Below are 16,857 nucleotides of genomic sequence, written 5' to 3' on the forward strand. Positions count from 1 at the left end.
TTGAAGCGAGACACTCTAGAGGCCCGAAAGGGCGGTCGCATCAGCGACTGCCGCAGGTGATGCCGCCATTCCCAAGAATGTGGAGGCAGGCAATTGTTTTTATGGCGATTCGCGGCAGGGCTGCCAAGCCTCAAGCCTGCGAAAAATGCACGCACCTGCGCTTTTTAGCTGTGGCCGAAGCCTCTCAGGCTGCCAGCCACCGACGCTCGAAGGCGAAGGTCGCAAGGTCGTTGGCGCTCATGGGCCGCGCGAAAGCATAACCTTGCAGCCCATGGCAGCCGAGTTCCTTCAGGATGGCCGCGTGTTCGAGGGTCTCGACGCCTTCGGCGATCACTTCGATGCCGAGCGACGTGCCGATGTCGATGATCGACTCGACCAGACGCTTTTCGGCTGGGGATTTGAGGATCGGCAGGACGAGCTGGCGGTCGATCTTCAAGCGCCGCGGCGTCAGCTTCAGCAGGCTGACGATGGATGCATAGCCGGTGCCGAAATCGTCGATCTCGATGGCGATGCCGAGTTCCTTGATCCGGCGGATGTTCGACAGGACCGTCATGTCGCTTTCGTCGAAGGAGATCGACTCCAACAGTTCAAACGACAGGCGGCCGGTCGGGATCTGCAACTGTTCCAGGCGCTCGATCAGATTTTCGTCGTGAAGCCGGGCATAGGAGAGATTGACAGAGACCTTGGGGATACGAATGCCGCTTGCTTCCCAGCGATAGATCTGGAACAGCGCCTGCTCCAGGATCGCCTGGTCGATCGCGGCCACGACATTGATGTCTTCGGCCGTCTTCAGGAACGTGTGCGGGCCGAGCAGGCCCTTGGTGGGGTGGTCCCAGCGCGCCAGCGCCTCGACACCGATGATGTCGAGCGAGCGCGGGCAGAACTGCGGCTGGAAATGCGCGATGAATTCGTTGTGTTCGAGCCCGCGCAGGATCTCGTCGGCCGTCTGCTTGGTCTTGAAGACGGCCGTCTTCAGTTCGCCGGTAAAGATCTCGTGGCGGTTGCGGCCGCGGCGCTTGGCTTCATAGAGCGCGATGTCGGCGTTGACGAGCACGTGCGACAGCTCTTCGCTCGCCTGGCTTTGGGCGGCGATGCCGATGCTGACGCCGATGCGGCACTCCTGGTCCTTGTAGCGAACGGGCACGCTCATCGCCTCGATGATGCGTGACGCCAGCCGGGCATCCGGCTCGATGCCTCCATCCTGGCGGACGAGCACGAATTCGTCGCCGCCGATGCGGGCGACGAAGTCCTTTTCGTCGGCATTGCCGCGCAGAAGCTCGGCGGCATGCCGCAGGATCTCGTCACCCGCCGCGTGGCCGAGCGTATCGTTGATCTGCTTGAAGCGGTCGAGGTCCATGTGGAAGATGCTGAGTTTCGCCTCCCGCGCGAAATGCCGGTCGCGATCGGCCAGGACCTGGTCGAGGAACCGGCGGTTTGGCAGGCCGGTCAGCGGATCGTGCAGCGCGTTGAACTCCATGCGATGGCGCGCCGCTTCGAGTTCGACGCTGTGCGCCTCGGCGGTGCGCTTGGCTTCGAAAAGCGTTTCGCGGGTCTCGAAGTCGGCGGTCACGTCCCAGTTGACCCCGACGATCTTCCTGTGGCCGTCAGCGCCGATATAGAAGGAGCCGTTGGCCCGGATGTGGCGCGTGCTGCCGTCGGGCAGGCGAACGCGGAAGTCGGAATTGTAGGCGAGCCCGGATTCCAGCGCCTCGGCAAATTCCCGCTCGGCGCGGTCGAGGTCGTCCGGGTGCAGCGCGTCCTTCCAGTCGTCATAGGCCTGACGCAACGACGTCTTTTGCCCATAGAGTTCCTTGGTGCGCTCGTCCCAGAGCAGCTTCTTGCTGGCGATGTCGAGTTCCCAGATGCCGATCTGGGAGGAGTCGAGCGCGATCTTCAGCCGATGGGACAGTTCCTGGAGCTGCGCCTTGCTGTATCTGAGCGCACGAATGTTGCCTTGCCGCTCGCTCAAGAGGCGCCCGGTCAACACCATCGGCAGGATGATCATCAGTCCGCCGATGACGATGAGGCCGCGGATGAGCCAGGCGTTGCCCGCCGTCGTCGGCCAACCGCCCTTTGGAACGGCTGCGATATTCCAGGAACCGCCGGGTAGGAGCACGGTCATTTCGACCGGCGAGCCACGGAAAATATTGGCGTCGCCGTAAAAGACCGGACCTTGCGCGCCTGTGCCGTCCTGACCGGCAATGGCGACGTCTATGCCGAGTTCATCGGAAGAAAGGCCGCTGTCGCGATAGAGCCGGTCCACGTCGATGATGGCCGAGACGATGCCCCAGAAGCGGTTGCTGCCGCCGCCGGCGTCGATCGATACGGGGAAGCGGCCGATCAGCCCTTTGCCGCCCTGGACGAGATCGACAGGCCCGGCAAGCACCATCTGGCCGGTGTCCTTTACGCGCATGACGGCGGCGCGCTGCGCTTCGTTCCGGCGGTAGTCGAGGCCGAGTGCGCGGCGATTTTGTTCGAGCGGGTAGACAAGCGAGACGATCAGATTGGGCGCAGCCGCGATGCTGCGCAATTGCGAGCGCTCGGTGAAGACGCTGCGCGACAGCGCGGCGAAGCGCTGCTGATCCATTGCCGGCTCGGTGACCAGCGTGCCGATCAGCCCGCGCACGAGCTGGATGTTGCCGTTGACGTTGGCCTCGAGCTTGGAGCGGATGGGATTGAGTTCCTCGGCGACGCGCGCGCGCTGGCGCGCCTCGTCGACCACCTGGTTCTGGTTGTCCGCAAGGATGCCAGCGACCAGAACCACGAAGGCGGCAATGATCGCCGGAAGATAGCTCGGCGTCAAAACCCTGGAGAGCCTCTTCATCCCGAGGTTGAAAGCATGTCTGGCAGGCACGAAACACCCCGGCGGCACGCGAATGGCTATGTCTTGAGCCGGATAATCCCAAAAGGGTCTTAATAAACCTTGTTTTAGGTTCCGCTTTTATTCCTTCGCGTCTCAGTCACCTTTGTGCTCGGGCAGCTTCTTGTGCTTGGTTTCTGCAAGGTCTTCGAGTTCACCTTCACTCATGGATTTCTCCATTTCGCGCGAGGCGCCCTTGAGGCTGGATTTCTTGACGTCGCCGCGCTTGGCGGCAAGGGCAGCGCCGGCTGCACGCTGTTGCGCTTTCGACTTGGCTGGCATGGCACATCGCCTTTCGGTTGGTTGCCCTGGCCAACGCGAGGCAGCGCCGGATGTTCCGCGAAGCTAGGTATTCTCCCGCGCCTCGATCATCGCCTGCAGCGTCTCCAGCCGGTCGGCGTCACGCGGCAACTTGTCCTGTCTCAGGCGCGCGATGCGCGGGAAGCGCATGGCGACGCCTGACTTGTGCCGGCTCGAGCGGTTGATACCCTCGAAGGCGACCTCGACGACGAAACCGAACTCGGGCTCGGCCCTGACGGCGCGCACCGGCCCGAAGCGCTCGGTCGTATTGTCCCGGACGAAACGGTCGAGAATTTCCAGTTCGGCGTCGGTGAAGCCGAAATAGGCCTTGCCGACCGGTACCAGCGTTTCCTTTCCGTCGATGTCGGTCCAGACGCCGAAGGTGTAATCGGAGTAGTAGCTCGAGCGCTTGCCGTGGCCGCGCTGGGCATACATCAGCACCGCGTCGATGTTGAAGGGCGCGCGCTTCCACTTGAACCACGGGCCTTTGACGCGGCCCGGCGTATAGGGCGAATCCAGCCGTTTCAGCATGATGCCCTCGATCACCGGATCGGGCGGGTCGGCGCGCAGGCTGTCGAGTTCTTGCCAGGACGAGAAGGGCACCAGCGGCGACAGGTCGAAATGCTGCGGCGAGGCGCGCTCGACGAGGTCGGCGAGCCGCGAGCGTCGTTCGACGAAACCCAGTGGGCGAACGTCCTCTTCGCCTGAGAAGAGAATGTCATAGGCGCGGACGAAGGCCGGATAGGTCTCTATGAGCTTAGGGCTGACCGTCTTGCGGTTCAGCCGTTGCTGCAGGTCGGCGAAAGTTCGGGTTGCGCGGTTGGTGCGCGCGGTGCCGCCGACGAGCAGTTCGCCATCGATCACCCCGGTGAAATCGGCGGCCTCCAGGACGTCGGGAAAGGCGCCGGAAATCTCGTCGCCACTGCGGGAATAGAGCCGGCGCACGCCGCCGATATTGGCAAGCTGCACGCGGATCCCGTCCCACTTCCATTCGGCAGCGAAGTCCTTGGGGTCGAGCCCGTCGAGATCGCCGTCGCCGACAGGATTGGCGAGCATGACCGAATGAAAGACGGCCGGCGTCGAAAGCTCGGGCTTTTCCGCCTCGCCCGAAAGCCAGCGGAAGAGCGGCAGATAGGGCGGCGACAGGCCGTGCCAGAGGGTCTCGATCTCGGCGACGTCCTTGCCGCCCATGTCTGCGAGCGCCTGCTTGGCGAGCTTCGCCGATACGCCGATGCGAAGGCCGCCCGTCACAAGTTTGAGGAAGGCGAAGCGCGCCGACGTATCCAATCGGTCGAGCATGTCGCGAACGACGCCGCGCACATCGGCCCGTCCGGCCCTTTGCAGACGCTCGATGGCCTCGCCAAGCGGTATGTCCGCCTCTACGGTGCCGGCAGGCGGCTCCCAGACGAGCGACACCGTTTCGGCGAGGTCACCGACATAGTCGTAGGAATACTGGAAAAGCACCGCGTCCATGCGTTCGAGCAAGAGGTCGCGGATCATCGCCGGCTTGACGGTGTTGAGCGACAGCGTGCCGGCGATCGCCGCGAGCGCGTAGCCGCGATCCGGGTCCGGCGCGGTCCGGAAGTAATCGACAAGCAGGCGGATCTTGGCATTGCGCTGCGGGCTGAGGACGAGGCGGTCGAGCAGTTCGGCGAAGGCGCGCATCTCGTCACTCTCCCTCGTCGTCGTAGCCGACGAGGTGAAGCGGGCGGGCGGCAATGCCCTTGAGCTCGCACCAGCGCACCAGCGCTTCCTCGCGTCCGTGCGTGACCCAGACCTCGGCCGGTGCGATCTCGGTGATCGTTGCCGTCAGTTCGACCCAGTCACAATGGTCGGAGATGATCAATGGCAGCTCGACGCCCCGCTGTTTCGCTCGTTGCCGGATCAACATCCAGCCGGAAGCGAAACTGGCAATCGGGTCGGAGAAGCGCCGCGACCAGCGATCGGCGAAGGCGGCGGGCGGGCCGATCACGATCGTGCCCCTGAAATCCTGCTTTTCGTCGGCGGCAAGCGTTGCCGGGCGCAGGTCGCCGAGGTAGATGCCCTGACTCTGATAGTAGTCGCACAGCCGTTGCAGGGCGCCATGGATGAAGATCGGCTGGTGATACCCCTCTTCGCGCAGGAGTGCGATCACCCGCTGCGCCTTGCCGAGCGCATAGGCACCGACCACGTGCGTGCGCTCGGGAAACTGGGCGAGCGACGTCAGCAATTTGCGGGTTTCCGCGCGATCGTCCGGGTGGTGGAAGACCGGCAGGCCGAAGGTGGCTTCGGTGATAAAGACATCGCAGGCGACCGGCTCGAAGCCGGCGCAGGTCGGATCCCGTCGCCGCTTGTAGTCGCCAGACGCGACGATGCGCACGCCGTTTGCACGAACGGAGATCTGCGCCGAGCCGAGTACATGACCGGCCGGATGGAAGCCCACGTCGATGCCATTGACGACAAGGGGTTCACCGAGGCTGATCGCCTGGCTCGTGCCGCAGAAGTCGTCGCCGTAGCGGATGCGCATGATGTCGAGGGTCTCGCGGGTGGCGAGCACGTGGCCGTGCCCCGCGCGGGCATGGTCGGAATGGCCGTGTGTGATCAGCGCCCTTTCGACCGGTTGAACCGGGTCGATGTAGAAGTCACCGATCGGGCAATAGAGGCCTTTGGGGGCGGGGTAGAGCAGGGCGTCCGGTTTCATGGACTGAAAGATAGCCGGCGAATGCGCATTCGCCAGCCGTCTTGTTCAAGTTTTTCAAGGCGCAACATTCGCTGCGCCTCGATCAGGTTCAGCCGGCCAGAACCAGCGTGTCGATAATCAGCTTCAGCGTGCGGGCGGCATCGATGTCGATGCAGGCCTTCTGGCTCGGCAGATCGTCCCAGGGGCTTGGCGGGAACAAACGGTTGTCGGGGCTCTGGATCGTCTGGCCGTCGGCAATGCCGCCGCAGACGACACGGATCGATCCGCTCCTGACGGTGAAGAGGTCGGGCGCCACGACATAGGCGCAGGCGCAGCTGTCATGCACGACCATGCCGTCGGGCACGTGCTGCTCATAGAAGGTGACGTAGAATTTCGAGATATCGGCAAGCAGCTTGCCGGCGTCGCCGCCGCGTTCGGCGATATCGGCGATCATCGCCTTGGTCATCACGGTCTGGGTGGTGACGTCGAGGCCAACGACGGTGACCGGCCAGGGGGCCGTCATGACGACGTCGGCAGCTTCCGGGTCGCCGTGGATGTTGGCCTCGGCAGCCGGCGTGATGTTGCCGTTGACGTCGAAGGCGCCACCCATGATGACGACTTCGCGCACGAGCGCTGCGAAATCGGGATCCTCGCGCAGTGCCAGCGCCAGGTTGGTCATGCGGCCAACGGCGATCAGCGTCACTTCGCCGGGATGGGCGCGAACGGTGTCGATGATGAAGCGGTGCGCCGGGCGCGGATCGACCGGCAGGTCGACCGTCTCGGGCACGTCGATGTTGCCGAGGCCATCGTCACCGTGGATGAAGGTCGGCCAGCCGACATGCGGGCGGTCGGGATTGAAAGTCTTGTCGAGACCCTTGGCGACGGGCGCACCGATGCCCCAACGCTGCTTCAGGAACAGCGCGTTGCGGGTAGTGGTTTCGACCGAGGCGTTGCCGAATACGGTGGTGATGCCGATCAGGTCGATGGCCGGGTGACGGTGCAGGAAAAGCAGCGCCATTGCATCGTCGATGCCCGGATCCGTATCAAAGATGACTTTATGCATTCTCGTTCTTCTTTTCTTGTTCTTGTGTTTGACGGCTCGCAATGGAGGCAAGATGGCCGCGAATGTCAATCGCCCTCCGGGTTGACGCGGGGAACGGCCGCGCCTCTGGCCATGGTTTCCATGGGAACATCACCAACCGGGCGAGCATGGCAAGCTTTGCGTGTGGATGGGAACGGCTCATCCAGTCAATCGGGAGGTAATGTCATGCATCGGCTGGTCCTTGTTTCCATGATCGTCGTCACCGCGGCAACGTCGTTTGCCGCTCCCTCCTTTGCCCAAAGTGCCGGTGGCAAGGGCCGCGGTGGCGGTGGTGGCGGACACGGTTCTTCCAACAGCAGCGACTGGTATGCCGGCATCGGTTCCTTCACCCATGCCAACGACAGCTACAACCGGCGGCGCCCCAAGGTCATCCTGACGAAGTCGGGCGCCAATTGCGTCGAAAACCGCCGGTGGATCGATGCCTCGGGCAAGGTGCATCTTTCGCCTTATCGCGAGTGCCGCGACCGGATCGATATCGCCGTCGACTGATCGGCGTGCATGCTTCAGGCAGGAGGCCGGCGCACAATCACCGGCCTCCTGTCTGTTGATCTGCCACCCGCCGGTGTCTTGCGGGTTGCCGGCAGATCGCTACCGCAATTTAAACTTTCCGAAAGGTCGCGCGCCTAATGTTGTGCTGCCCGTTCCGGGCTTTCTGCAATTTCTGGATATGATGGCGGAGTCCACGCTCGTGAAGGCTATCCTCGGCAAGATCAGGCCATCAAAGAGACTGCTCGTCATTCTCACGGCGGCTTTCGGTGTTTCCGCCGCTTCGGGCGGAGCTGCCGTCTATGTCAGCCGCGATGCGCTCATGGCGGAACTTTCCAAGCCGAAGGTTTCGGGCCTCGAGTGCACGACCATTCGCACGTTGAAGCTCGGCCACAACGGCCAGCGCTGGATCCGCATGCACGTCAAGACCGACCGCGCCGACGGCCAGGCGCGCATGCGCACGGCGTTGCGCGTCGTGGGCGCCCTGGCGAAGGCCGAGCGGGCAGATCTCTATCAGGTCGTCGTGCTCGATTCCGCAGGTCCCGAAAACCGGGCTGACGTGCGCGGTGCGGCGATCGGTGCGGAGGTGCTCTTCGCCCCCGGTCCGCAGAGCGTTCCGGGCATGAGCGAGACGTTTCGGGCGTTCTACAATGACGGCACGGCAAATTCCGTCGGCGTCTTCCATGGCAAGACCGTCGACCTTTCGATGGACGACATCCGCACGATGATGGCGGCCATGGACGACCATTCGCCATGCATCGACCCGTCGGCCGCACCGGCCGATGGCGTGAGCGCCGAGGGCGGCGCCGGTGAGCAGGAGGCCAAGCCGGCCGAGACCGCCGAGGCGCCTGCGGGCCACTAGGCCCGGGTTACGTTCGGTAATCCGTTCTTTCTGAGAATTGAAAAAAGGCCCGGCGCGTGAGCGGCGGGCCTTCGTGTTCGTGGGTTTTGCGACCTTGATCAGTCAGCCTTCTGCCGGCGGGCCGGGAAGAGGATGACGTCGCGGATCGACGGTGCGTTGGTGAGCAGCATGATCAGGCGGTCGACGCCGATGCCGAGGCCACCGGCCGGCGGCATGCCTTGGTCGATCGCGTCAAGGAACTCGTCGTCGAGCTGCTTGGCCTTTTCGCCGCGGGCGTGCGCCTGCTCGAGCTGCTCGACCATGCGGGCGCGCTGCTCTTCCGGATCGTTGAGTTCCGAGAAGGCGTTGCCCAGTTCCCAGGCGTTGCAATAGGTCTCGAAACGTTCGACGAGGCGCGGTTCGCCCGGCACTTCCTTGGCAAAGGGCGAGATGTCCTTCGGGAAATGCGTGACGTGGGCCGGCTGGATCAGCGTGCCTTCGACCTTCTCTTCGAAGATGAAGGCGAGGCACTCGCCCCAGGTCCAGTCCTTCTCGACCTCAAAGCCTGCAGCCTTGGCGGCAGCGCGGGCTTCTTCGTCGGTCTTCATCGCCAGGAAGTCGATGCCGGTCGCTTCCTTGACAGCGTCGGGCATCGGCACGCGGCGGAACGGACCCTTGAAGGAGATTTCCTTGTCGCCATAGGCAAACTCGGTCGAGCCGTGGATCGCCATGGCAAGCTCACCGAACAGCCGCTCGACGAGGTCCATGATGTCCTCGTAGTCGGCATAGGCCCAGTAGCACTCCATCATGGTGAATTCCGGATTGTGCCGGGTGGAGACGCCTTCGTTGCGGAAGTTGCGGTTGATCTCGAAGACCTTGTCGGTGAGGCCCGAAACCAGCGTGCGCTTCAGGTACAGTTCCGGCGCGATGCGCAGGAACATGTCGAGCTTCAGCGTGTTGTGATGCGTCTTGAACGGCTCGGCGGTGGCGCCGCCGTAGACCGAGTGCAGCATCGGCGTCTCGACTTCCATGAAGCCGTCGTTTTCCATGAAGCGGCGGATGCCCGAGACGATCTTGCTGCGCTGCTGGAAGCGCAGCTTCGATTCCTCGTTGGTCATGATGTCGAGGTGGCGCTTGCGGTAGCGGATCTCGATGTCCGACAGGCCGTGCCACTTTTCGGGCATCGGCAGCAGCGACTTCGTCAGCATGGTGATTGCCTGGGCGTTGATCGTCAGCTCACCACGCTTGGTGCGGCGAACGACGCCGGTCACGCCGATGATGTCGCCAATGTCGATCATCGGCAGCAGCGCGCGGGCGTCTTCCGGCGTGGTGTCCTTGTGGCTGAAGATCTGGATCTTGCCGGAGGCGTCATGGATGTCCATGAACATGCCGGAGTTGCGCGAGGAATAGACGCGGCCGGCGACGGTCACGACATCCTGGGTCTCGGTGTCCGGCTCCAGGCTCTCGTACTTTGCGGTCAGCTCGGCATTGCTCATCGTCCGGTGGAAATGCGCCGGATAGACGTCGCCGATCTGCTCGCGCAAAAGCTTCAGCTTCTGTGCGCGCACTTCCGTGGCGTCGGAGGAGAGGCCAGTGGTCTCGGTCTTGTCGTTCATCGTGCTCTCCTTACTTTCCGCTGCCGACCATGGAGGCGACCACCTGGGACGCGACCTTGAGACGCTGGCGGACCACGGCGCGGCCGAGGATTTCCATGCTGTCGAACAGCGGCAGCGAGCGCTGCGAGCCGGATACAGACACGAAGAGCGGCGCCAGGATCACCTTCAGCTTCTTGCCCATGCGCTCGGCGACCGCGCGCAGTTCGGCTTCGATCGATTCCTTGTTCCATTCGAGGATCTTTTCAAGGTCCGGCTGAACGGTGTTGAGGATCTCGAGCAGTTCTTCGGGCGTCGACTTGACGCCGGCGAAGGCTTCGGGCTTAAGGCCGAGGTCGGACTTCAAGAGGAAGCTTGCGAGATCAGGCAGTTCGCCGAGCTTCGAAATGCGCGACTGGCTGAGCTTCAGGCCCTGTTTCAGGCGGTCGTTTTCCATGGCCCAGGCAAGGACGCGGGCGGCGAATTCTTCTTCCGAAAGCTTCTCGCGGATCCAGCGGGCGTTCAGCCAGTCGAGCTTCTGGATGTCGAAGATCGCGCCGGCCTTGGAGAGGTTCTCCGAGTCGAACTTTGCAGCCAGTTCCTCGATCGTCAGCAACTCCTCGCCTTCGGCGATCTGGATGAAGAACAGGCCGAGGAAGTTCATCAGCGCTTCCGGCAGATAGCCAAGCGCCGTGTAGTACGAGATCGACGTCGGGTTCTTGCGCTTCGACAGCTTCGACTTGTCGGCATTGCGCATCAGCGACAGGTGCATGAAGACCGGCGGCTCGAGGCCGAGATAGCGGTAGATCAGGATGTGCTTCGGCACGGAGGCCAGCCACTCCTCGCCGCGGGCGACGTGGGTGATCTTCATCAGGTGGTCGTCGACGACGTTGGCCATGTGGTAGGTCGGCATGCCGTCGGCCTTCAAGAGGACCTGCATGTCGACGGCATCCCACGGAATTTCCACGTCACCATAGACGCCGTCAGTAAACTTGCACGAGCCCTCGGTCGGGATCTTCATGCGCACGACATGCGGCTCGCCGGCGGCAACGCGCGAGGTCACTTCTTCGGCGGACAGGTGGAGACACAGGCCGTCATACTTCGACGGCTTGCCGGCGGCGCGCTGGCTCTCGCGCATCTGCTCGAGCCGCTCGGGCGTGCAGAAGCAGCGGAAGCCGTGACCATTCTCGACGATCTTCTCGACGTAGGGGCGGTACATGTCCTTGCGGTCGCTCTGGCGGTAGGGACCATAGGGACCACCGACATCAGGACCTTCCGACCATTCGAGCCCGCACCATTTCAGCGCGTCCAGCACCTTCTGTTCGAACTCGGGCGTCGAGCGGGTGGCATCGGTGTCTTCGATGCGCAGGATGAACTCGCCGCCGTGCTTTTTTGCGAAGAGGTAGTTGAACAGAGCGATGTAGGCGGTGCCGACATGCGGCTCGCCGGTGGGGGAGGGTGCGATGCGTACCCGGACTGCTGAATTTGCCATGGTCTTTGCCCGTCTGACGTGCTTTTCGCCCCTTGCCGGAGAAGAAACCGGCCGCCGGGGGCGCGCATTTTATGGGAAGGAAAGGCCCGCAAGGGTGCCGCAACAACGGTATCGGCAGGCTATTCCAATAGGCTCGCGTGAGACCATAGAACGCCGATCATGTCAACGGAAACCCGATCACGCCGGTTTTTGTTGACACTGCCGCCAGCGGGCGTTAATGAACCAAAAGGTTATTTAACTGAAAGGTTTTTTAGAAAATGCCGGAAGATCGCTTGTCGACGACGCTCTCAGCCCTGGCCGATCCAACGCGAAGGGCCATTCTCGCCCGCCTCGCACTTGGAGAGGCCTCGGTCGGCGAGCTGGCGGAGCCCTTCGAAATGAGCCTGCCGGCAGTCTCCAAGCATCTCAAGGTTCTCGAGCGCGCCGGGCTGATCAGCCGTGGCCGCGAAGCGCAGTGGCGACCATGCAAGCTTGAAGCCGCCCCGCTGAAGGACGTCAACAGCTGGCTCGACGGCTACCGTCGCTTCTGGGAGCAGAAGTTCGACCGTCTCGACGCCTATCTGCAGGAACTCCAGCATATCGACCCCGCTGCCGGCAAGAACTGATCGCCGCCCCGTCTTCCGTCCTTGGCCGTTCTGCGCTAAGCAGGGGACGTCGAAAAAGGCAGGACCGGATATGGTAAGCCCGGTCCCTTCGGTTTTCTAAACGAAGCTCTGCTCGAACGTCCCGTTCGAACCCGCGACGTGGTTCCGATGCAATCGCATCGGTCCGCGGCGGGGTATATGCAATCGACGCAGTCCGCCGCGTTTCTCGAACACGGAGACTGTAAACATGCGACTGAACCATATCGACCTCTATAGCCCTGTCGTTGCCGAAACGGCGTCCTTCCTCATCGATCATTTCGGCCTGACGCTGGTCGAAAAGCGCGGCAACGATGCCTTTTTCCGCCTGACGGACGGTTCCGGCCTGGTGCTCGTCGTCAGCCCGCCGATCACTGCGCTCGGCGGCGGCGACCAGGTCAGCCTCGGGACCCAGACCTACCACATCGGCTTTTTGCTGCCGGTGCGGGCCGACGTCGACGATGCCTATCAGCGGGTGCTTGGATCCGGCGCCCAGGTGATCCCGCCTGCCGATCGGCACGGCGCCTATGTTTTCTACGTAGTGATACCCGGCAACATTCTGGTCGAGGTCGGCCATCGCCCGGATGTTTGAGCGGCTGAAACCGGATCGGAACGTTTCCTGAGGAGATGCGTTGTCCAACCAGAAGGCGTGGGGACTGGCCCCGGCAAGCTTGGCGGAAAGAGGAAACGACCCCGTTTGTCTTGCCGCTGATGGCTCGCGGTTGACGGCCGGTCAGCCGGGCTCCGCGTCTTCCAGAACTCCCGCAAGCAGAAGGCCCGCATCTTGGATGCGGGCCTTTCTCATGACGGGATTGTTTTCGGCCCGGCGCGTCAGTCGAGCTTTCCGGCCTTCCTCAGGCGCGCATTGCGCGCGACCATGTTGAGGATTTCGACGAGCGCCGAGAAGGCCATGGCGGCGTAGATGTAACCCTTCGGCACATGCAGGCCCATGCCTTCGGCGATCAGTGTCGTGCCGATCATCAGCAGGAAGGCGAGCGCCAGCATGACGATCGTCGGGTTCTTCTCGATGAAGTTGGCGAGCGGGTTGGCGGCAACGAGCATGACCGTGACGGCGGCGATGACGGCGATGACCATGATCGGCAGGTGCGGTGTCATGCCGACGGCGGTGATGATGCTGTCGACGGAGAAGACGAGGTCGAGCAAAAGGATCTGGGCGATCGCGGCGCCGAAGCTGTTGATCGCCGAGGAGGCGATAAAGTCCTCGCCGTGATCGGCCGGATCGACATTGTGGTGGATTTCCTTGGTCGCCTTCCAGACGAGGAACAGGCCGCCGGCGATCAGGATCATGTCCTTCCAGGAGAAGCCGTGGCCGAAGGCCTCGAACACCGGCGTCGTCAGCTTAACGATCCAGGCAACCGTGCCGAGCAGCGCAAGGCGCATGACGAGGGCAAGGGCGATACCGATGCGCCGGGCCTTTTCGCGATGCTCGACAGGCAGCTTGTTGGTGAGGATCGAGATGAAGATCAGGTTGTCGATGCCGAGAACCACCTCCATGACGACCAGGGTGACGAGGGCGACCCAGGCGGCGGGGTCTTGAGCAAGCAACAGGATATCCTGCATCGGCGATCTTTCTCTTTCAGCACTTCAAAAGTTCCACAGCGCCGCGCGTCCGATGGACGCGCGGCGCTGTGGGGGATGGCGCGTCGACGCGCAAGAATCGCCGAAAGTATTTAAGAAACATTGCGGAAGAGACAAGCGCCGCTGCCCGATTGCAGCGGCGCTTTACCGTTTACGATTTGACAGGAATCCACATTTCGACCACGCCCATGCCCGAATGCGGGTCAAAGCGCGCATCATAGCGTTCGATGAGGTCGGGCGTTTCTCCATGCTGCAGTCCGGATTCGGGCAGCCATGTGCCGAAGACGTAGTCGGCGGTTTTGGCGATCGCGGAGATGTGCCCGCGATGCAGAAAGACGGCGTAGCGCTGCTTCGGCAGCCGTAGCGTCGAAAAGCCTTCCGCCAGGTCGTCGGCGTCGCTGATTTCGGCCGCCGCCATGTAGCGGAAGGTGCCAGCCTCGCCGTTGCTGTCGGTGCACACACCGTAGGCGATGTCGCCTCTCTGTCCGGGTATCGCGCCGAAATGGCGATTGAACCGTTGCCAGAGCGACGGGATGCCTTCGGTGCGGCCGTAGGTGTAGGTTTCCGAAAGGCCGGCCAGAAGCAATGGCGGGCTGTCTTCGAAGCGGGGCGGGTCGATCTTGAGAAGGCGGGTATCGTCCATTCTTAAAGGCTCCATCAGCTCGATGTTTCGAATGTGCCTTTGCTTGCGAACCGTTTCGGGTGTCACGCCGAACTGGTCGCGAAAGGCACGGGTGAAAGCCTCGTGCGAGCTGTAGCCCGCATCGAGTGCCACCGAGAGAATGCTGATGGAGCCATCGGCAAGCGCGCTGGCGGCATCGCTGAGACGCCGTCCGCGGATATAGGCGGTGATCGAGCGGCCGGTGACCAGCCCGAAAACGCGCGAAAGATGGAAGCGCGAAAGGCCCGCGGCCCCGGCGATTTCATCCAGCGATATCTCTTTTGCGAAATGGCTCTCGATGAACCAGACCGCCCGTCCGATGGCACTCATCTTCACTCCCCTGGCAACGCCCTTTTGATAGGGGCTCGGCTGAAGGCGCGCTTGATCGAAATTGCTCGATTGAAACGCAGGAGGGCTGAAGGAGGTTCGGCGTCAGTCCGCCTATTTCTTCTTCTTCGGACCGTAGGCGGACATGAAGACGCGGACGGCGGCGGTCACTGTCGCCTCGATCTGTTCTTTCGGCGGTGCCGAACACATGCCGCCGAAAAGCCGGTGCTTGAAGAGGCCGGCTTGGGCCATCTCGATAAACTGGCGGGCGGCCATTTCTGTGTTGTCGATGTCGAGCACGCCGGTCGGGACCTGGCGGTCGAGATAGGCCTTGAGCACAGTGTAGCCGTTCTCCGGTGCTTCGCTGAAGAAGCGTTCGGCCAGATGCGGCATGCGGTCGATCACCCCGATCACCATGCGCATGGAGCGGATCGTCTCTTCCGCCGTCATGCTCGTCGTCAGCGTCACGCCGAAATCGTAGAGTGATTCTTCGACGTCGTCGTGATCGTTGAGCGCGTGCTTGGCGGTCTGGACCACCCGGGTCTTGCCCTTGATGATCAGTGCCTTGAACAAGTCTTCCTTGTTCTCGAAATAGACGTAGAGCGTGCCCTTGGAGACGCCCGCCTCGCGGGTGATGTCGTTCATGCTGGCGGCATCGAAACCCTGGCTCAGGAACGCGCGTCGCGCGCCTTCGAGGATCTGTTCACGCTTGGCTGGATCCTCGCCGGCGGCGTGACGGCCGCCACCCGAACAGAGATCCTCATCCATGCCGGCTGCCGGCTGCATGACGTCCTGGGTTCCGTTCTTTGCCTCGCTCATGATGGTCGCTTGTTTCCGCCCTGCTCATATTAAATTTAAGTCATCGAACCACGCGGTTCGATTTCCTCTTGATATGCGACCAGAAAGGGCCTATGTCAAGTTCCAATCGAACCGAACGGTTCAGTTCGTTCAGCAATCCTTAACCAGGCCGGTGCCCAATGTCCGCATCCAACACGTCCAGCGCTGCCCGCGTCCGTCCCGTCGACGAGACTTTCGAAGTGCAGCAGGAAACCGCGCTTGAGGCGAAGGCGCCCGCTGCGGAGCAGGCGGTCGCGCCGGCTCCGGCAAAGGAAGCCGCTGCGCCGCAGAAGAAGGCGCGCAAGCCCATCCTTCCCGTACTCGGCCTGGCGCTTCTGGCTGCTGGTGCCTGGTATGGCTACGACTGGTGGACCAATGGCCGCTTCATGGTCTCGACCGATGACGCCTATATCGAAGGCGACATCGCGACGATTTCGCCGAAGGTTTCCGGTTATGTCGCCAAGGTCGACGCCGTCGCCAACCAGAAGGTGAAGGCCGGCGACCCGCTGGTCACGCTCGATGACGGCGACTACCGCATCGCCGCCGAGCAGGCCGAGGCGAAGATTGCCACCCAGAAGCTTGCGCTCAGCCGCTTCGATGCGCAGATCGCCGGCGCCAAGGCGAGCCTTGCCCAGACCGAAGCGCAGAAGAAGGCTCTCGAAGCGACGGTGCGCGGCGCCGAGCTCGCGCAGAAGCGCGCGAGCGACCTCCAGTCCAAGGCCGTTGGCACCGTCGCTTCGCTCGATAACGCCGATGTGGCGCTCGACCAGGCACGGGCAAACCTTGCCGGGGCGGACGCCAACATCGCCGCCGCCAACGCCAGCATCACCGTTCTCGAAGCGCAGCGCACGGAAGCCGAAAGCGAGATCCGTTCGCTGGAGCTTGCGCGCGACAAGGCCAACCGCGACCTCGGCTTCACCGTGCTGAAGGCGCCCTATGACGGCATCGTCGGCAACGTCGCGGTGCAGGTCGGCGACCTCGTGTCGGCCGGCCAGCGGCTTGCCGCCCTGGTTCCGGTCGACCAGCTCTATATCGACGCCAACTTCAAGGAGACCCAGATCGCCCATCTGGTGCCGGACTCCAAGGTGAAGGTGCATGTCGACGCCTATGAGGATCATGCGATCGAAGGCACGGTCGCCTCGATCTCGCCGGCCTCCGGTTCGGTCTTCTCGCTGCTGCCGGCGGAAAACGCCACCGGCAACTTCACCAAGGTGATCCAGCGCGTGCCGGTGCGCATCACCCTGCCGGCCGACGTGCTGGCTGAAGGTCACCTGCGCGCGGGCTTGAGCGTTGTCGTCGATGTCGACACGCGCACAGCGCCGGATCAGACCAAGGTTGCCGCGACCAAGTAAGCGGACGAAATGCCGGCGCGCCCTTGGGCGCGCCTTTTGTCGAGACCCCGGCGCTACGGAGCGCGGTGAAGTCCGGAACGCCGGCGCGGCGAAACGCGCATGTCCAGAACGCTGGCGCCCAAGCGCGCC

General features: G+C 63.0%; 15 protein-coding genes. 5 read left to right on the forward strand and 10 right to left on the reverse strand.

From position 1 onward, the window contains the following. Positions 1-184: 184 nt before the first annotated feature. The 5 genes from IB272_RS25755 to IB272_RS25775 form a co-directional block, all read right to left on the reverse strand. On the reverse strand, positions 185-2,824 hold the full coding sequence (locus tag IB272_RS25755) for an EAL domain-containing protein (protein ID WP_060581251.1): 2,640 nt from the start codon (positions 2,822-2,824) through the stop codon (positions 185-187). A gap of 132 nt (positions 2,825-2,956) precedes the next feature. Next, positions 2,957-3,142, reverse strand: coding sequence for a DUF3008 family protein (locus IB272_RS25760; RefSeq protein WP_034787077.1), 186 nt, complete (start codon positions 3,140-3,142; stop codon positions 2,957-2,959). Positions 3,143-3,205: 63 nt separating this feature from the next. Then, complete coding sequence (locus IB272_RS25765) at positions 3,206-4,825, reverse strand: cisplatin damage response ATP-dependent DNA ligase (RefSeq protein ID WP_060581252.1); 1,620 nt, start codon at positions 4,823-4,825, stop codon at positions 3,206-3,208. Between the two features lie 4 nt (positions 4,826-4,829). Continuing rightward, positions 4,830-5,840 (reverse strand): ligase-associated DNA damage response exonuclease, encoded by a 1,011-nt coding sequence (locus tag IB272_RS25770; protein WP_060581253.1) that lies wholly within the window; start codon positions 5,838-5,840, stop codon positions 4,830-4,832. Between the two features lie 88 nt (positions 5,841-5,928). Next, a complete protein-coding gene (locus tag IB272_RS25775; RefSeq protein ID WP_113135909.1) occupies positions 5,929-6,882 on the reverse strand; it encodes a nucleoside hydrolase in 954 nt (317 codons plus the stop codon). A gap of 204 nt (positions 6,883-7,086) precedes the next feature. Here IB272_RS25775 and IB272_RS25780 point away from each other — a divergent pair, with 204 nt between their 5' ends. Both IB272_RS25780 and IB272_RS25785 read left to right on the forward strand, forming a co-directional pair. Next, positions 7,087-7,410: a hypothetical protein gene (locus IB272_RS25780; RefSeq protein WP_060581254.1), complete on the forward strand. Its 324-nt coding sequence runs from the start codon at positions 7,087-7,089 to the stop codon at positions 7,408-7,410. Between the two features lie 199 nt (positions 7,411-7,609). Then, positions 7,610-8,269 carry a hypothetical protein gene (locus IB272_RS25785; RefSeq protein WP_034787288.1) on the forward strand — a complete coding sequence of 220 codons (660 nt, stop codon included), beginning with the start codon at positions 7,610-7,612 and terminating at the stop codon, positions 8,267-8,269. Positions 8,270-8,367: 98 nt separating this feature from the next. Here IB272_RS25785 and lysS read toward each other — a convergent pair whose 3' ends face one another. Then, positions 8,368-9,864 carry a lysine--tRNA ligase gene (gene lysS / locus IB272_RS25790; RefSeq protein WP_034787063.1) on the reverse strand — a complete coding sequence of 499 codons (1,497 nt, stop codon included), beginning with the start codon at positions 9,862-9,864 and terminating at the stop codon, positions 8,368-8,370. A gap of 10 nt (positions 9,865-9,874) precedes the next feature. Beyond that, entirely contained in the window at positions 9,875-11,332 is a 1,458-nt protein-coding gene (gene gltX / locus IB272_RS25795; protein WP_034787058.1) for a glutamate--tRNA ligase, read from the reverse strand. A gap of 257 nt (positions 11,333-11,589) precedes the next feature. On the opposite strand from gltX, the gene IB272_RS25800 reads away from it, so the two are divergent. Both IB272_RS25800 and IB272_RS25805 read left to right on the forward strand, forming a co-directional pair. After that, on the forward strand, positions 11,590-11,937 hold the full coding sequence (locus tag IB272_RS25800; RefSeq protein WP_060581255.1) for a metalloregulator ArsR/SmtB family transcription factor: 348 nt from the start codon (positions 11,590-11,592) through the stop codon (positions 11,935-11,937). A 226-nt stretch (positions 11,938-12,163) separates the two neighbouring features. Continuing rightward, positions 12,164-12,544 carry a VOC family protein gene (locus IB272_RS25805; RefSeq protein ID WP_060581256.1) on the forward strand — a complete coding sequence of 127 codons (381 nt, stop codon included), beginning with the start codon at positions 12,164-12,166 and terminating at the stop codon, positions 12,542-12,544. A 239-nt stretch (positions 12,545-12,783) separates the two neighbouring features. Here the strand turns inward: IB272_RS25805 and IB272_RS25810 are convergent, their stop codons facing one another. From IB272_RS25810 to IB272_RS25820, 3 genes are all read right to left on the reverse strand, one after another. Further along, positions 12,784-13,533 carry a TerC family protein gene (locus IB272_RS25810; RefSeq protein ID WP_034787044.1) on the reverse strand — a complete coding sequence of 250 codons (750 nt, stop codon included), beginning with the start codon at positions 13,531-13,533 and terminating at the stop codon, positions 12,784-12,786. Positions 13,534-13,702: 169 nt separating this feature from the next. After that, entirely contained in the window at positions 13,703-14,542 is an 840-nt protein-coding gene (locus IB272_RS25815) for an AraC family transcriptional regulator (RefSeq protein ID WP_034787039.1), read from the reverse strand. Positions 14,543-14,653: 111 nt separating this feature from the next. After that, positions 14,654-15,325: a TetR/AcrR family transcriptional regulator gene (locus IB272_RS25820; protein ID WP_226020723.1), complete on the reverse strand. Its 672-nt coding sequence runs from the start codon at positions 15,323-15,325 to the stop codon at positions 14,654-14,656. A gap of 191 nt (positions 15,326-15,516) precedes the next feature. Between IB272_RS25820 and IB272_RS25825 the strand changes: the two genes are divergently transcribed. Continuing rightward, a complete protein-coding gene (locus IB272_RS25825; protein WP_113135910.1) occupies positions 15,517-16,728 on the forward strand; it encodes an HlyD family secretion protein in 1,212 nt (403 codons plus the stop codon). Positions 16,729-16,857 lie beyond the last annotated feature (129 nt).

The sequence above is a fragment of the Ensifer sp. ENS08 genome (assembly GCF_014852195.1).
Taxonomy (GTDB): domain Bacteria; phylum Pseudomonadota; class Alphaproteobacteria; order Rhizobiales; family Rhizobiaceae; genus Ensifer; species Ensifer adhaerens.

Coding starts and splice junctions, on each gene's coding strand:
- IB272_RS25825 (WP_113135910.1), top strand. CDS start 15,517: ATGTCCGCATCCAACACGTCCAGCGCTGCCCGCGTCCGTCCCGTCGAC.
- IB272_RS25815 (WP_034787039.1), bottom strand. CDS start 14,542: ATGAGTGCCATCGGACGGGCGGTCTGGTTCATCGAGAGCCATTTCGCA.
- IB272_RS25800 (WP_060581255.1), top strand. CDS start 11,590: ATGCCGGAAGATCGCTTGTCGACGACGCTCTCAGCCCTGGCCGATCCA.
- IB272_RS25755 (WP_060581251.1), bottom strand. CDS start 2,824: ATGAAGAGGCTCTCCAGGGTTTTGACGCCGAGCTATCTTCCGGCGATC.
- gltX (WP_034787058.1), bottom strand. CDS start 11,332: ATGGCAAATTCAGCAGTCCGGGTACGCATCGCACCCTCCCCCACCGGC.
- IB272_RS25805 (WP_060581256.1), top strand. CDS start 12,164: ATGCGACTGAACCATATCGACCTCTATAGCCCTGTCGTTGCCGAAACG.
- IB272_RS25760 (WP_034787077.1), bottom strand. CDS start 3,142: ATGCCAGCCAAGTCGAAAGCGCAACAGCGTGCAGCCGGCGCTGCCCTT.
- IB272_RS25775 (WP_113135909.1), bottom strand. CDS start 6,882: ATGCATAAAGTCATCTTTGATACGGATCCGGGCATCGACGATGCAATG.
- IB272_RS25770 (WP_060581253.1), bottom strand. CDS start 5,840: ATGAAACCGGACGCCCTGCTCTACCCCGCCCCCAAAGGCCTCTATTGC.
- IB272_RS25820 (WP_226020723.1), bottom strand. CDS start 15,325: ATGCAGCCGGCAGCCGGCATGGATGAGGATCTCTGTTCGGGTGGCGGC.
- IB272_RS25780 (WP_060581254.1), top strand. CDS start 7,087: ATGCATCGGCTGGTCCTTGTTTCCATGATCGTCGTCACCGCGGCAACG.
- lysS (WP_034787063.1), bottom strand. CDS start 9,864: ATGAACGACAAGACCGAGACCACTGGCCTCTCCTCCGACGCCACGGAA.
- IB272_RS25765 (WP_060581252.1), bottom strand. CDS start 4,825: ATGCGCGCCTTCGCCGAACTGCTCGACCGCCTCGTCCTCAGCCCGCAG.
- IB272_RS25810 (WP_034787044.1), bottom strand. CDS start 13,533: ATGCAGGATATCCTGTTGCTTGCTCAAGACCCCGCCGCCTGGGTCGCC.